Annotated in this window: 14 protein-coding genes; 8 read left to right on the forward strand and 6 right to left on the reverse strand. The window is 51.6% G+C overall.

Going from position 1 to position 15,820, the window contains the following annotated elements; translation table 11 throughout:
- The first annotated feature begins 180 nt into the window (after positions 1–180).
- From MKY64_RS16450 to MKY64_RS16460, 3 genes are all read left to right on the forward strand, one after another.
- On the forward strand, positions 181–1,713 hold the full coding sequence (locus tag MKY64_RS16450) for a stalk domain-containing protein (RefSeq protein WP_340954339.1): 1,533 nt from the start codon (positions 181–183) through the stop codon (positions 1,711–1,713).
- A gap of 129 nt (positions 1,714–1,842) precedes the next feature.
- On the forward strand, positions 1,843–2,349 hold the full coding sequence (locus MKY64_RS16455) for an RNA polymerase sigma factor (RefSeq protein ID WP_339255203.1): 507 nt from the start codon (positions 1,843–1,845) through the stop codon (positions 2,347–2,349).
- On the forward strand, positions 2,339–3,376 hold the full coding sequence (locus tag MKY64_RS16460; RefSeq protein ID WP_340954342.1) for a hypothetical protein: 1,038 nt from the start codon (positions 2,339–2,341) through the stop codon (positions 3,374–3,376). The genes MKY64_RS16455 and MKY64_RS16460 overlap by 11 nt, the downstream gene beginning before the upstream one ends.
- 173 nt (positions 3,377–3,549) lie before the next feature.
- On the opposite strand, the gene nspC is transcribed toward MKY64_RS16460, so the two are convergent.
- The 3 genes from nspC to MKY64_RS16475 form a co-directional block, all read right to left on the reverse strand.
- A complete protein-coding gene (nspC, locus tag MKY64_RS16465) occupies positions 3,550–4,686 on the reverse strand; it encodes a carboxynorspermidine decarboxylase (RefSeq protein ID WP_340958099.1) in 1,137 nt (378 codons plus the stop codon).
- Positions 4,687–4,712: 26 nt separating this feature from the next.
- Positions 4,713–5,912 (reverse strand): saccharopine dehydrogenase family protein, encoded by a 1,200-nt coding sequence (locus MKY64_RS16470; RefSeq protein WP_036702452.1) that lies wholly within the window; start codon positions 5,910–5,912, stop codon positions 4,713–4,715.
- 520 nt (positions 5,913–6,432) lie between these two features.
- A complete protein-coding gene (locus tag MKY64_RS16475; RefSeq protein WP_340954345.1) occupies positions 6,433–7,254 on the reverse strand; it encodes an AraC family transcriptional regulator in 822 nt (273 codons plus the stop codon).
- 187 nt (positions 7,255–7,441) lie between these two features.
- Here MKY64_RS16475 and MKY64_RS16480 point away from each other — a divergent pair, with 187 nt between their 5' ends.
- Positions 7,442–9,313 carry an acyltransferase gene (locus MKY64_RS16480; RefSeq protein WP_340954349.1) on the forward strand — a complete coding sequence of 624 codons (1,872 nt, stop codon included), beginning with the start codon at positions 7,442–7,444 and terminating at the stop codon, positions 9,311–9,313.
- A gap of 319 nt (positions 9,314–9,632) precedes the next feature.
- Here the strand turns inward: MKY64_RS16480 and MKY64_RS16485 are convergent, their stop codons facing one another.
- Together MKY64_RS16485 and MKY64_RS16490 are read right to left on the reverse strand one after the other, a co-directional pair.
- On the reverse strand, positions 9,633–9,839 hold the full coding sequence (locus tag MKY64_RS16485) for a hypothetical protein (RefSeq protein ID WP_209874521.1): 207 nt from the start codon (positions 9,837–9,839) through the stop codon (positions 9,633–9,635).
- A 19-nt stretch (positions 9,840–9,858) separates the two neighbouring features.
- Entirely contained in the window at positions 9,859–10,521 is a 663-nt protein-coding gene (locus MKY64_RS16490) for an ATP-dependent Clp protease proteolytic subunit (RefSeq protein ID WP_379258861.1), read from the reverse strand.
- On the opposite strand from MKY64_RS16490, the gene MKY64_RS33430 reads away from it, so the two are divergent.
- From MKY64_RS33430 to MKY64_RS16500, 3 genes are read left to right on the forward strand one after another with little or no spacing between them, the layout of a single operon-like run.
- Positions 10,469–10,618, forward strand: coding sequence for a Kazal-type serine protease inhibitor domain-containing protein (locus MKY64_RS33430; RefSeq protein WP_379258863.1), 150 nt, complete (start codon positions 10,469–10,471; stop codon positions 10,616–10,618). The genes MKY64_RS16490 and MKY64_RS33430 overlap by 53 nt on opposite strands.
- The gene (locus MKY64_RS16495; protein ID WP_340954356.1) at positions 10,615–11,385 is read left to right on the forward strand and encodes an RNA polymerase sigma factor; all 771 of its coding nucleotides are present in this window, start codon (positions 10,615–10,617) and stop codon (positions 11,383–11,385) included. Before MKY64_RS33430 ends, MKY64_RS16495 begins: the two co-directional genes overlap by 4 nt.
- A 51-nt stretch (positions 11,386–11,436) precedes the next feature.
- Positions 11,437–12,336, forward strand: coding sequence for an NAD-dependent epimerase/dehydratase family protein (locus MKY64_RS16500; protein WP_340954358.1), 900 nt, complete (start codon positions 11,437–11,439; stop codon positions 12,334–12,336).
- On the opposite strand, the gene MKY64_RS16505 is transcribed toward MKY64_RS16500, so the two are convergent.
- On the reverse strand, positions 12,316–14,412 hold the full coding sequence (locus tag MKY64_RS16505; RefSeq protein ID WP_340954361.1) for a methyl-accepting chemotaxis protein: 2,097 nt from the start codon (positions 14,410–14,412) through the stop codon (positions 12,316–12,318). The genes MKY64_RS16500 and MKY64_RS16505 overlap by 21 nt on opposite strands.
- Positions 14,413–14,818: 406 nt before the next feature.
- On the opposite strand from MKY64_RS16505, the gene MKY64_RS16510 reads away from it, so the two are divergent.
- Positions 14,819–15,388 (forward strand): YdeI/OmpD-associated family protein, encoded by a 570-nt coding sequence (locus tag MKY64_RS16510; protein ID WP_340954364.1) that lies wholly within the window; start codon positions 14,819–14,821, stop codon positions 15,386–15,388.
- Positions 15,389–15,820: the final 432 nt, after the last annotated feature.

The raw sequence follows: 15,820 nt of genomic DNA on the forward strand, positions 1-15,820 counted from the left end.
TCCTCCTCAAGTACGGACAATTCCAAAAAACAGACTAAATTATTGTACCACAGGAGCGCCGCCAGCAACGGTTAATTTTCAAAGAAACTTTTCGCACCTATGCAGCGTCTATATTCAAGGTAATATATTCATTTATTTACCTAATTCAGTAATTTCCTAAAGAGAGTAGAGGATATCTTGATGAAAAAAAGAAATTTGCTTGTGAGCATGGTGATGGGTTTGACGGCGTGTCTGACTGTTGGGACTCCCGAGGCTGCAACAGCAGCAGCTAGTGGCGGTAGCTCCGGCATCGCTTCCTACGGACCCGATTATCTGATTAAGGATGACGGGAGCCTGTGGGTCTGGGGTGAGACGAAGTCTGTACCTACACAGGTACATGGACTAAGTGATGTACAGTTTTCTTTCCCGCTATATTACAGCGCAATGGTAACCACCAAGGATGGCTCGGTCTGGAAGTGGGAGAGCAACGCCCGGACGATGGCCATCGAAGTTACGCCAGTGCCGGAATTGAAGAATATAACCAGTTTCCAAAGAGTATACCCGCGTCATTTAGCAGTCACCGGAGAGGGTACGGTATATACTTCAGTTACGTCAACTGACGATAATACGACCCCACCGTTTGCGCCTGTTCCGGGCCTGGATCACGTTGCAGCTATCTCTCAATATTACGAGAGCAATAAGCTTAACGATAAGGTTAGCAGCTGGGATCGTTATCTGTTCCTGAAGACAGACGGGACGGTCTGGACCAGCATTGACGAACTTGCCACTTTTACACCCGTCCCCAATCTGAAGGATATTGTGCAGCTCGAACAGAATTATGCGCTCAGCAAGGATGGCAGCGTCTGGACCTGGCCGGACCAGGATAGTTATTTACCTGAAACCTATAGTGACCCGGCGCAGATAACTGCAACCCCTTTTTCCGGCTTAAAAGATATTCAGGCGCTGTACAACAATGGCCGCAGCCGGCTCGCGATTGACAAGCAATCCCGTCTATGGTTCTGGGGCTCCACGGTCACCGGATATTCGGATGGAACCACATATCAGGATGAACCCGTTCCGGTAGTCTTCTCAGGAATCAGCAAGGTGACCGATGCCTACATTGTTGAACAATCTATTGTCGCCCTGACCTCAGACGGCAAAGTCTATGCAGCTTCGATTGCTGCAGAGCTTATGTCGCCGAATGCAAAGTTCACCTTACTTGCTTCCGATATTCAGTCGATAAAAGGCGGCGGAAGACATGTCATTATGCAGAAAAACGATGGCACGCTCTGGGGCTGGGGCGTGAACAAGAATGCTCAACTAGGGTACGGTACTTATGAATTCAGCTATAAGCAGCCTGTCCCGATGCAGAAGCCGATCTCCGTTACCCTGAATAGCGAATCCATCGCCTTCACGAACGGAGTAATTACCCGTAACGGACAGAATTTCATTCCGCTGCGTTCGCTGTTCACCAAGATGGGCGCTACTATCGGTTATTCCATGGACAAAGTAGTAACGATCACCGGTACCGCTGCCGATAAAACTCCGCTATCCATCGTCATCAATACCGTGAACGGAGCCACCACCGTCAATGGCAAAAGTGTCACTCTGGCCACGCCGCCGTTTGTAGTGAATGGCACCGTCTACCTACCGCTTCGCTTCATCAGCGAACAGCTTGGAGCGAAGGTTGACTGGCTGCCGCAGGAGAGCAGAATTGCGATTAGTATGAAGTAAGGGGATTCTCTCCTGACATAAGAACATAGCGGACTATTCTCAAATGGAGAATGGTCTTTTTTTAATCTAAAATTCGCCTTTTGAGATATTTTGAAACCTTCAATCGTGTTGTTTATAGGAGGCGAAATAATGAAATCCAGCTCTTTGTTAGACACAGATAAAGAATTCGCTGAACTCTATCAACGACATGCAGATATGGTCTACCGGCTTTGCTATATATATTTAAAAAACCCTGTTGATGTTGAAGACGCTGTTCAATCTGTATTTCTCAAACTAATTAACACTCCAATGGTCTTTAACGACCACGAGCATGAAAAAGCATGGTTGACAGTAACCACTAGGAATTACTGCAAAGATATCCTTAAACATTGGTGGAGAACCCGCCGTGTGGCATTGGAACCTTTGCCGGAGATTGTCATTTGGAATGGTATTGAGCCTTCGGGTAAAGTCGTTTCAAAACTTCTTTCACTCCCCGAAAAATACAAAACCGTTTTGTATCTATATTATTTAGAGGAATACACAGTAAAGGAAATCGCTGAAATGTTAGGTCGCAAAGAAAGCACGGTCCAAACACAATTATTTAGAGGCCGCAAACGACTTAAGATGGATTTGGGAGGGAATTATATTGAAGATTAAAAATATCCGTAAGGTTTTTGAAGCTTTGACTCCAACAAATGATCAAAAAGAAAAAATCTTTCAAAATCTTTTAACAAGTAGCCAGATCGAATATAGAAGTCAAAGAAAAACTTCTCCTATAAAACTTAGAAGATATACTATAATTGCTGCTGTACTGATGGTTGGTTTAACCACTACAGCTTTTGCAGCAGTATATACAGGACTTGATGAAGCACTGATTCAATTTCTTAAACCATCCAATAAGAATCAGGTTGTACATATGTCCAATGGCGCTTATACAATAAATAAAATAATTAAAAATAAGCAGGGGTCTGTTGCCATGAAGCAGGTGATCGGTGACAGCAATCTAACTTACATTTTAATGGACTTTACCGCTCCTAAAGGCACTATTTTGAATGCAGCCCGCTATCGTTTGCATGCCCTTATCAACTCTAATCAAAGCTCGTACAGTACAGGATACGAGGTACTCGATGACGGGAATCCTTATGACAACAAAATTAGCTTGGTTATGAATATAATGACCGATAACTCCTTAGCTGGTCAAACTGTTGATATTACTTTTAGAGATCTAGAAGCTGCTGATCCGTTTCCCGGTATTTTTGAAACCGTAGTATCTGGTTCCTGGGAAACCTCACTTAAGCTTGATTTCAAAGAGTATTCTACCCTTCATCAGATTAATCAGGCCATTTCACTGTATGGTTATAAGGCAATCTTAAAGACGATCTCTGTCTCCCCCATCTCAATCACCTTAAAAATTGAGAGCGATTCATTAAAGGAGATAAATAAATTCGTCTTCAAATCAAAGGAAATTGGTCCAAATATATATTTGGATGACTTACCTATCACAATTAACTTTAAGGACGGCACTTCAGAGACAACCCGCATTTTTACCGGAATGTCTTCAAGTCATTATGTGAGCAACCAGCTGATTACACTAAAAACGTTTGATAATGTTATAAATGATAAAGAAATCGAGTCTTTCGTATTCTTTGGTAAAAAGATTCCGATTAACACGGTTCCGCGCTGATTGTTAGTCCGGTTTAAATTATGCACATAATGCAGGATTTCTGGCTGGTTGAGGAGCAACGGTGGATATTGTTTCACTTTTTTCAGGATTCCCCCCAGTTGGCACAAAAGCGCCCCAACAGCCAAAGCTGAAGGGGCGCTTCTATTATGCATCTATATATTCGCAGCTATTCCTTAAGACAACCGGCCGCTGAAGTCACTATATTCGAACTCGCGGATCACCTTGAGTCCTTCTGCTTCATTATAAGAAGCGATGGCCGGGAGGTTGACGCCGTTGAACATGTGGTTCTTCACCATGGAGTAATGCGCCATGTCGGTGAAGATCAGCTTGTCGCCGTATTTCAGCGGCTCCGGGAAGGAATAATCGCCGATAACATCCCCCGCCAGGCAGGTCATGCCGCCCAGCCGGTAGGTGTGGGCGAATTCACCCGGTTCTCCGGCACCGATAATGCCCGGACGGTAAGGCATCGCCAGCACATCCGGCATATGGCATTCCGCCGAAGTATCGAGAATCGCAATATCCATGCCGTTATGCATGGTGTCGAGTACCGTTGCAACCAGATAACCGGTATTCAAGGCAACGGCCTCGCCCGGCTCCAGATAGATCTCTACATTATAAGTCTCTTTCATGTGCAGAATACACTTGATCAAGGTGTCGAGATCATAGTCAGGACGGGTAATATGATGCCCGCCGCCGAAGTTCAGCCATTTCATACCGTGCAGATATTGGCCGAACTTCTCCTCTACGACCTTAAGCGTACGCTCCAGCGTATCCGAGTTCTGTTCGCACATGGTATGGAAATGCAGGCCGTCAATGCCGTCCAGCTCGTCCGGCCGGAAGTTCGGCAGGGTTACGCCCATGCGGGAGAAGTTGTAGCAAGGGTCATAGAGCGGCACTTCAATCTCGGAATACTCCGGGTTGACGCGAATCCCGCAGCTAATCTGCTTCGGCGCGTTCTGCACGCGCTGCTTGAACCGGCTCCATTGGTCAAACGAGTTGAACACCATATGATCGCTGTAGCGAAGCAGCTCATCGAACTCGCGGTCGACATAAGCCGGTGCATAGACATGGACCTCTTTGCCCATCTCCTCAAAGCCCAGCCGGGCCTCGAACAGGGAGCTGGAGGTTACCCCATGCAGGTATTTGCCCACCAGCGGGTACACGGCGTGCATGGAGAAGCCTTTTTGCGCAAGCAGAATCTTGGCTCCGCTCTTCTCCTGCACATAATTCAGGGTCTCCAGATTCTTCGTCAGCAGCCGTTCATCCACCAGATACGCAGGGGACGGCAGATTGCTGATATCAATATCGATGTCCTTGTTCTTCATGGTCATACGCCTTAATCCAGCAGCGTCGGCGAGAAATCTTCTTGCCAAGGCAGGCCGTGTTTGTTAAGAGCATCCATGAACGGATCTGGGTCGAACTCTTCGATATTGTGTACACCCGGCTTGTTCCAGATGCCTTTGATAATCATCATTGCCCCAATCATCGCAGGAACGCCGGTAGTGTAGGAAATGGCCTGGGAACCAACCTCTCTATAGCACTCTTCATGATCGCAGACATTGTAGACATAATAGGTTTTGGGCTGGCCGTCTTTGGTGCCCTGAATGATACAGCCGATATTGGTTTTACCTTTGGTTCTTGGTCCCAGGGAAGCCGGGTCAGGCAGAATGGCCTTTAGGAACTGCAAAGGAATAATCTCTTTACCTTCGTAATTAATGGGCTCAATAGAAGTCATGCCGACATTCTCAAGCACCTTCAGGTGAGTCAGATAGTTCTGCGAGAAGGTCATCCAGAAGCGGATTTTTTTGACGCCAGGAATGTTAACAGCGAGTGATTCTAACTCTTCATGGTACAAAAGGTAGATATCCTTCGGGCCGATCTCCGGGAGATCGTATACTTTCTTCTCGGACAGCGGCGCTGTCTCAATCCACTCGCCATTCTCGAAGTAACGTCCGTTCGCAGTAATCTCGCGGATATTAATCTCAGGATTGAAGTTAGTGGCAAACGGATAACCATGGTCGCCCGCATTCGCATCCACAATATCAATCGTATGAATCTCGTCAAAATAATGCTTCTGCGCATAAGCCGTGAACACACCGGTTACGCCAGGGTCAAAGCCGCTGCCGAGCAGCGCCGTAATTCCGGCCTTCTCGAATCTTTCCTTGTAAGCCCATTGCCAGGAATATTCGAACTTCGCCGTATCCTGCGGTTCATAGTTCGCTGTATCCACATAGTGCACTCCGGTAGCCAGGCAGGCATCCATGATCGTCAGATCCTGGTAAGGAAGAGCCACATTAATCACGACATCCGGCTGGAAGCTCTTGATCAGTTCAATAACCTCTTCCGTGTTGTCAGCATCCAGCTTGGCCGTAGAAATCTTAGTCAGGCCCCCGTCCAGCTTCTCCTTGAGCGCATCGCACTTCGACACCGTACGGCTGGCAATGCAGATCTCTTCGAATACATCCGGGTTCTGGCAGCATTTATGAACAACAACGCTCGCTACACCGCCAGCGCCAATAATTAACGCTTTTCCCAAATTAATAACCCCCTAATTATGCTTAAGTTATTAGTTATTAGCCTCGCACTCTGGAACAGGCTACATCCTATGAAAAATCAACAACGCTGATTATACAGAAACTTTCTCAATAAATCAATAAAATCCGACAAAAACTGTGATCTTCCGTGTAAAATCTGCAGTTTTCTACATTAATACTCTGTAATTCACTTCATTGCACTGAAATCCTTCATTTTCCTTCGCTTTTAAGCTTAATAAATTGAAAATCAGCTTAGAGTCCCTTCCACATTTCAGTCCATCAGGCCAACCGGATAATTATATCACAACGGCGGTGTTGTTCAACTTATTTATTTCAAATTTAAGCAAGGTCAGCCGGACAAAAGTGCAAATGATACACATGATAATAAATTACCCGTTTTTCGCTGCTGTTAACTGATCATTGTAAAGGCCGCCCAGTGTGGACTACTCTGATCTTGTCCATCCGTTTATTATGCGTAACCCTCTCTATCCCATACCTCTGTCGTGCCTAGCCGTTGCGGGATTAGCGGGACCTCATCGCAGACGGCGGCTGTCCGCTGAGCTGCTTGAAGGCTTTGCTGAAATGAAACTCATCGCTGTATCCGCAGGCGGCAGCAATCTCCTTCAGGGTTAGCCTGGTATACAGCAGCTGCTTCTTCGCATGCTCATAGCGGATTTCACTTAAATACCCTTTGGGACTCTTGTGCAGATATTGCTGAAAAAGACTGCGCACATACGAGGAGGAGATGCCGTAGCGCACCGCCAGCTCATGGATCTGCAAGGGTTCACTGTAGCGCCGCTCAAGCTCCTCCTTCATCCGTAAGAACAGTTCATAGCCTTGCCCCCGGTCAGGATTACCGCCATCCTTAGCCTGAAATATTTCGTACAAAAGCTGATAGATCAGCGCCTGAGTCTTAAGCTGGCTTCCGGGATTACCTGGAACAAAATCACCGGCAATCTGGCGGAACAGCTGACTCAGCTGTCTGCCTGGCTCCCTCCCCGGCTTCAGGTGGAACGGCAAAGGCAGTGCATGAAGCGGCTCCACCCTCCCCTGATTGTCCGCCGAAGGCGACAACGTATACAGTGAGAGCAGGATCATGGTGATCCTCAGGGGCTCCCCGCCTCCGCTGCTCATCTCCATGGACAGGCCCGGCCGCAGATAGAACAGCATGTCCGGCGACACCTGGTGCTCCTCTGTGTCTGTCCGGAATACTCCCTCCCCCTCCTGAATCCAGTACAGGCTGTGTACATGTATATTCTGACGGATATCCTTCCAGTGCGGGAAGGTGGTCTTGTCATGAATCCAGTGGATATCCATCACCAGATTCTGTGGAATCTCCTCCATGTATAGCTCCTCCGTTTCTCGGTTTGCCATTTACCAGAGATGGGATCAATCAGGAATGGGATTAACCAGAGATTAATACTGAAGCGTTTTTGACATGCCAATTCTGTTCATTATACCATGCCACTCCCCTGCATTCATTGCTACACTTAGGACATTAACGGCTGGAATGATGAAGGAGAGATACCAGATGACTGAAACCCTGTCCACCCAAGCACAAGCCCTGGATTACATGCCTTGGATTGGCTTGTCCGAGCAAGAACGGCTTCAGCAGGACCGCTACCAGCAGCAGCTTGCTGCGGATTATCCCTGCACCTTCGGAGAAGCCTGCTTCGTCTCGCCGCAAGCCATCGTGCTGCCGGATCAGCTGGCGCTCGGCGACCGGAGCTACATTGCAGGAGGTGCGATTATCCGCAGCACACGGCTGGTCACAGGCAGCGACTGCTCTATGAACAGCTATAGCATATTGTCAGGCGATATTACCATGGGTAATGGCGTGCGGATCGCTTCCCATGCAAGTCTATACGGCTTCAATCACGGCTACGCCGTGACGGATGTTCCGGTCTTCCGCCAGCCTTTGACAGTCAAGGGCATTGTCATAGGAGATGATGTGTGGATCGGGGCTAATGCCGTGATTCTTGACGGGGTGCGGATCGGCTCGCACAGCATTGTTGCGGCGGGGGCGGTAGTAACCCGCGATGTGCCGGCGTACAGCATTGTCGGCGGCAATCCGGCCAAGCTGATCCGCAGCCGGCTGGCCGGGGAGGCAGCTGCAACGGCTGAGCCCACCAAGGACAAGGAGGAATCAGTGATGAAGATGAAGGATGGAATGGGAATTGAGGAGGCTAATTTGGGGGGAGAATCTGGGCAGAGGGAGGAAGGAAGTAAGGGGCTGGGGAAAAACGGTGAGCGGTTGGAGACAGGCGTTGAACTGTTCGGCGAGGGCGTTGAGCCAGCGGGAGATAACGCAGGGCCGGGTGATGGAGTTGCCCCCTCTTTTAGGACACTTTATGGACTGTTGGCAGACTTCAGCAAGCAGGTGCAGGAGCAGCTAACTTCCCTGCTGGAGTTCTACTCCGAAACAATAGAGGGAGAGAAGCAGTTCCGGGACCGGCCGGGAGCGGGGCGGACCGTACGGGCCTACTGCGATGCTGTGGAGATTGCTGCGATGTTCGGCAGTCTGCCGCCAGGCTGGACGAAGGAAGAGCTGATCGCCACATTAGAGCAGTTCCAGAATAACCGGACCGGATTATTGCCCGACCCGTGGTCGCCGCCCGGACCGGAGGATCAGCCGGAGCGGTTAGCTGATCATCTCTCGCGTTATCATCTTCTTGCTGTAGGCTACGCGCTTGAGGTGTTAGGTTCTGCTCTGCCCCATCCCGTTGCTGTTGCCGAGAATATGGATACTGCTACACTGTATCATCAACTTAATAGTCTGCCATGGGCGGACAATGCCTGGGGCGCTGGCGACTGGATCGACTGTTATGCTACCGGCCTCTATCACAACCTGAAGTCCTTCGGCTCCGGCAAGCGCCCGGATGATCTGTTCGGCTGGCTGACGACGCATTGCCGCCGGGACTCCGGGCTGTGGGGTCTGCCTACTGCGAAGGAGGGGTGGCTACAGCCGGTGAACGGCTTTTACCGGCTTACCCGCGCTACCTACGCCCAGTTCGGTCTGCCCCTGCCGTACCCGGAGCGCAGCATTGATACCGTGCTGGCTCACAGCCGGGACCGCCGCTTCTTCCGCCTGGATGCGCTGAATGCCTGCAACGTGCTGGATGTCGTCCACCCGCTCTGGCTCTGCCAGAAGCAGAGTGATTACCGGCAGGCGGAGATCCGCGCGTGGGCGGAGAAGCTGCTCGGAGAGGTGCTGCCATTCTGGGTTCCCGGACGCGGCTTCGCCTTCCAGCTGTCCCGGCAGCAGGAGACCGGCCTGCAAGGCACGGAGATGTGGCTAAGCATTATCTATCTGTTGGCGGACCTGTGCGGGTTAAGCTCAGCCCTGAGCTACTCCCCGAAGGGAGTACACCGCCTGGAGCCTGCCTTCTCGTTATCCGTATAAGCGGGACTGGCGTTCATACGGCTGCCAGAACTTACTTCCATAAGTGGAAACGGCTTTGCCGTCCTTTTAAAAGACGGTACCGTTTCAGTGAGAAGTAGAAGGCCGCGTGCCACCACAATGTATGCTGTTTTTGGCATACATTCGGGCCATATGCAGACTCTACGAATCATTCGAAGAACTCTTATCCATACCTCTACACCTGCCTTATCCTCAGCAGACGGATACTATAATTTCCTATACAAGCGCAAAAACCCCGTCGTCTCCGCTCGTTCTGAGCAGGGATGACGGGGTTTTGTACGCTTTTACCTGCAGCTCCCGGTTATTGCCCGAAGCCGACGCGCGGACGCTCGCGTTCCTTGGTCTGCAGCTCTACCGCCCGGATCGAGGTAATGGGAATGTAGAGGGTCTGATACTCCGTACTGTATTTCACGAACCGATCATCCAGTTCCTCCAGTACGCCTCCCCTAACACTTGTACCATCCAAAAAATGAATATGAACTTCCTGTCCCTTCAGCGCTTCCAGCATGCTCTTCCTCTCCTTCGTCTCACAGATGGGTGATGATGGTGTCAATAATTCCGTATTCCAGTGCCTCCTCAGCCGACATGAAATAATCCCGGTCCATATCCTTCTCCACCTTCTCCGGCGGCTGTCCGGTCCGCTGCGCGGTGATCCCGACAATCTTCTCACGGATCTGGAGAATACGTCTGGCGCTGATGGCAATATCGCTGGCCTGCCCCTGCGCCCCGCCATGCGGCTGATGGATCATAATCTCGCTGTTGGGCAGCGCGGACCGTTTGCCAGTTGCTCCCGCCAGCAGCAGCAGAGAAGCGAACGAAGCAGCAAAACCGGTACAGATCGTGTTGACTTGAGGTTTAATTACCTGCATCGTATCATAAATACCGAAGCCTGCGGTAGTCGAGCCTCCGGGGCTGTTAATGAACATCTGAATATCCTTCTCCGGCTCATCCGCCGCGAGGAACAGCAACTGGGCAATAATGCTATTGGCCAGCCCGTCATCGATTGCCGCACCTACGAATACAATCCGGTCCTTCAGCAGCCGGGAATAGATGTCGTAGGACCGCTCTCCTCTAGCCGTCTGTTCAATCACATAGGGTATTACACTCATTCTGGTGTGCCTCCTCTGATCTGTTTTAGTGTGGATACCCTGTAAACGGTCAGCCTGCCCGAAAAGATACGGAAGACGCAGCGTGTGCGGAAATAGCGGGAGTGCGTATCTTTTACATTGTGCCGTTCGTTTATATAATAGAAGCAACACAACCCATCGAAGGAGAGGGCCACTATGACGATGCTTGAACATCACCGGACATCCGATAAGATAGCTATGGATACAAGACATCTGCAGGAGCTGGGAACAACACTCCAGCGGTACTGCCTGTCGCTCACCCGCTCCCGCTTCGACGCCGACGATCTGGCGCAGGAGACTTGGGTCAAAGCGCTGGGCTACCGCAAATTCACCATCAGCCCCAATCCCGAAGCCCTGCTGCTGCGGATTGCCAAGAATACCTGGATTGACGCCTCCCGCCGCCAGGGGTCGCTCATCCGTGCCATGGAAAGGTCTGGAGTGTCATCCGATCCAGCTTCTGCGGCGTCAGCCCTAGAGGAGCTGACCGAGACGGAGCTGACCTTTCAGGCGCTGCTCGCCCATCTCTCGCCGCCGCAGCGGACCGCCTGGGTCCTCCGCGATGTGCTGGGGTATTCAGCCTCCGAGTCCGCCGGACTCTTGGCAACCACGGAAGGCGCGGTAAAAGCGGCGCTGCACCGTGCACGCCAGGCCTTGAGCAAGGTCCGGGAGGAGCTGCTCCAGCATGAAGGACCCGCGCTTCCGCAGGATGCCGATTACCGGGGTTATCTGCGGGCTCTGGCTGGGGCTTATGAGCAAGGGCGGATTCCAGTATTGCTGGAGCTACTCCGCCAGGAGAACGCCGGGGAGGTGACCGCTGCTGTAAGCACGTTTACGGTTCAGTCCGTGGATTCCATGTATACAGACAACGCGAGATACGCCTATACCTATGGAGCGCCTGCATACGGTGAGCTTCGGATGGCTGCATAATACGGCTGAATGGAGCAGTAGCTCTGACTATAACTTAGGAGAGGTGATCCCATGAAGAAGGTGCTTGTGCTTGGAGGGACGAGATTTTTCGGCAAAAGGCTGGTGGAGCTGCTGCTCCAGGACCAGGACAGCGAGGTCAACATTCTGACCCGGGGCCTAACAGAGGATTCCTTCGGTGAGCATGTCACCCGGCTGGCCGCGGACCGGACGGATGAAGCGGCGCTTGAGCAGGCTGTCGGGGACACTGTATGGGATATCGTCTACGATAACATTTGCTACACGCCGGATGAGGCGGCGGCAGCTGTGCGGATCTGGGCGGGGCGAGCCAAGCGGTATATCCTGACTTCCAGCTTATCCGTGTACGATCCGCAGCCGGAGGCGCTGGCTGAAACGGACTTCGATCCTTGGCATTATCCGCTGAAGTCTGGCGGGAAGACGGATATCAGTTACCAGGAAGGCAAAAGACAAGCCGAAGCCGTTCTGCTCCAGACAGCCGATTTCCCGGTGGCTGCGGTACGTTTTCCGATTGTGCTGGGCACGGATGATTATACGCGCCGGTTGCATTTTCACATCGAGCATGTTCTTGCGGGAAGGCCGGTTGGCATCCCTAATCCGCAGGCGGAGATCTCGTTCATCCGTTCGGATGAAGCGGCTGACTTCCTGCATTGGCTGGGCCGGGAAGGCTCAGCCGTCACGGGACCGGTGAACGCCTGCTCAGACGGTACCCTCACCATTGGCGGCGTTATCTCCATCATCGAGCAGATTACCGTAAGGAAAGCTATCGTCCAGAGTGAGGCGGCGGAGACGGATCAATCGCCTTTTGGCATCGGTGCATCCTGGTTCATGGATACGGCAAAAGCCCGCAGCGCGGGCTTCAGCTTCCTGTCCTTATCAGAGTGGTTCCCGGAGCTGGTCTCTTCGCTGACCCATTCACTTCGCCAGGACCAGTAGCTCCTCCTCCAGCTCTTTGGAGATCTCTTTATCAGGTTCGTTAACAAGCGTACTCAGGCCGGGCGCAGGCTTATCTTGCACCGGTATTCCCGCAGGCAGGGGCTGGTGAATTCCGGCTTCTGCCCTTTTTGCTGTCTGTTCCGTCTGCTTCGTATGCATCTCCCGCTGTAGCTTGGGCTGGATTTCCCCGGCTGTCTCCGCTTCCTGCTGCTCTTCCGATTCCTGCACCATCCCGCGAACCTTTGGAGCTGCATGTGTTGAACTTGCATCTGAACTTGCATTTGAATTTGAATCTGAATCGGAATCTGGGTCTGCCTCTAGCTCAGACGCTGCTCCCAGCTCGAATCCGGCCTCAGCAGCCTCCGATATTTTGAACACATTGATCTCCCGGAACAGCCGCTGCGAGATTTCATTAATCTCCCCGGCCTGCTTGGCGATGTCCCCGATGGCCTGATCCTGCTGGGTGCTGGAGGCGTTCACCTCCTGAACTCCGGCCGCCGTCTGCTCAGCTACAGCCGCAACAGAATGTACAGATTCGGCAAGCCGCGAATTGAGGGTACGCGTCTGTTCCACCTTGTGGTGAATTTGCCCGATCTGTATGCTGATGCCTGTAATCGATTCGTCGATAGCGGCGAAGGAAGCCAGGGTCTGTTCCACCTGATGGTCCTGCTGCTCCAGACGGTCCCGGGTCTCCATCATATGTCCCTGGAAATCCGCCATACCGGCCCCAAGCTCCTGAATAATCCTGCTGATAAGTACCGAGGAGTCATTCGTCTGTACGGACAACTGCCGCACTTCATCGGCAATCACGGCGAAGCCTTTGCCTGCTGCCCCCGCCCTGGCAGCTTCAATCGCTGCGTTCAGTGAGAGAATATTCGTCTGCTTCGAGATTTCGGTAATCGAATGGGTAATACGCGAGATATCCTTGGACTGGCTCACCAGCTTGTCCAGCGCACCATAGACCTTGCTGATGGACACCCGGGAATCCTGGGAGCTCTGACGCAGCGCCGTAACGGTCTCCGAGCCCTGCTGCCTGTTCTGGTTAGCGGCTTCACTCGTAGTCAGCATGACATCCGTATAATCGGCAATCTCCTGAACCCCGCAGGCCAGCTCCTCCAGCAGCTGTGAGCTCTGCTCCGACTGGACAGCCTGCTGGTCTGCTCCAAGCGAAATCTCCTGGATGGTTCTGACAATATTCTGGTTCGTATGCGCTGTAACGGCCGAAGACCCCTGAAAAGATTGCGCGTAATCGGCAAGCGAGCCTGCCGCTGACAAGGTCTGCCGCAGCATCCCCTGTACCCTGCTGACCATATGGTCGAAATGATGGCTCAGTTGTCCCAGCTCATCATTGTACGGGGAGTTAATCTGCTGCCGCAAATCGCCCTCCGCGATCTGTCTGAGCGCCGCCTGCAGCTTGCGCACCGGTGACAGGAACGAGCGGATCAGCAGCCAGGCGAGCACCAGCATGAACAGGGACACTGCGATCGCAGCGTACGTCACGATGGATACCGTATCATCCAGCAGGGCGAAGGAGACCCCCTGGGCCTGATCAGCATTGGCAGCAGCAGCGGTGTACAGCTCACCGTTAGTCTTCAGCATGTCCTGATTCAGCGCAAGCGCCTTCGTATGTATACCATCGATTTTCTCCAAAACACTTAGCGGGTCAAGGGTCTCGTCCGACATTGTGGTTACCAGTTCCTTCGTCAGAGCGCTGTATTCTGCGGCCTGGGCAGACAGCAGCTTATAGCTCGCAGAAGCAGGCGTACCCAGCTCAAAATTTACCTTGGCCAGCTCCGTGGATAGCTGCTGCTGCTTCTCCTTCAAAGGCTCTGCCTGCTCCAGGTCACTGGATTCCGCCAAGGAAGTCTCCGCACGGTTCAGCTCCTGCAGCTGCTGGGTGATGGTTGAAACGGTAATTCTATTCTCCATCTCGCTCTTCTGCCGTTCCATAGATCGCTCGACCTGCTTGATTTTATGTCCCTGGTACACAGCCACGCCCAGAAAAATAAGTGTAATCGCCGAGAAACTCAAGATCAGCTTCCATTTCATCGAAAAGTGCAGCCGCTTCCCCTTCAAAAGTATCATCCCTTCATATCAAGCCTGATTATGCAATAGGTATATTATGCTAATAACCTCATTGTAAAAGCCGGATATTAATTACTCTCTCAAGTTGTGTATGCGCAGCGTAAAGAATGTGTTGCGAAAATGTTAACAAAGCGGCAAAATTTAAGGAATTAGGAGGATGTTGCACTAATTGCAACTTTGCTTTATGGATACTGGTGTAGGGGCAGGAATGTTGTATAAAATGCAGGAATTCTCGCCGCCTAGCCACTTAGAGTAGAGGGAATGCTGTCATTAGTGCAACAATTCCGGATTAGGGGCATTTTCTTGAAGGAGAAGTTGCATAATCTGCAGGATTTCGATCGGGCAGAGGGCAGACAGAGAGACGGAAGCAGAAGACAGAAGGGAATGAACCCTATCTATGAGTAGCGAAAATAGACTTGAAGCTGCAACGAGAGAAGATTTGAGAAAGTGGCTGATTGCAAATAGCACCACAGAGGGCTCTTGCTGGGTAGAGGTCAGTCTGAAGCCGCTCCCGGGGACAATACTGTATCTGGACGCCGTGGAGGAAGCGCTGTGCTTCGGCTGGATTGACGGGGTGAAGAAGGCGGCGGCTGACTCGAAGCTGGTACAGAGATTATCCCCGCGCAGCAAGCGCAGTTCATGGACCGAGCTGAATAAGGAGCGCGTCCGAAGGCTGGAGAAGCTGGGGCTGATGCGCGACGAGGGACGGCGATGCCTGCCGGATATGGATGTCGGAGCTTTTCGAATCGATCCCTTGATTGAACAGAGATTGAAGGAGGACGAGCAGGTGTATCGCCATTTCCTGGCCTTTCCGGCGCTGTATCAGCGGGTGCGGATCGACACCATTCAGAGCTATATCCGCCAGCCGGAGCTGTTCCAACGTAGATTGGACAAATTCATAGAGAATACCAGAGTTAACAAAATGTACGGCCAGTGGCATGACAACGGGCGTCTGCTGGAGGATTAGTTCTGCTGTACTCCTATAGCGTTCTGGAGGGATTCCGCAAACGGTACGGGTAGATGTAGATGTGCGACTTGAAAGTATGCGATTTGAAAGTAACTGGGGTTTACTTCTAGACGATACGGAATTAGTTGGAAAAATGCAGCTTAATCTGGCTCAGTTGGAGCGTTCGCGGATATTAATTGGATTTATGACATTTATTCTTGTGCAAACTCCCTCTAAGGCTCTGATGCCAGCATATTAAGTGCCTTTTTTCCAACTACGATTGGGTGTGGTCCCTTCCGCCCCTGAACAAGTGCCTAAAATCCAACTGTTCCCTGAGGGAGGGGCTGAGGTTGACGGTGAGGCTGGTGCTGAGGCTAATGCAGATACATATGTTGATGCTGATGCAGCTACTGGTCCAGGCGCTGGCGCAAACGTTGACGCAAGTGTGGATAT

This window comes from Paenibacillus sp. FSL R7-0210 (assembly GCF_038009085.1).
GTDB classification, from domain to species: domain Bacteria; phylum Bacillota; class Bacilli; order Paenibacillales; family Paenibacillaceae; genus Paenibacillus_AQ; species Paenibacillus_AQ silagei.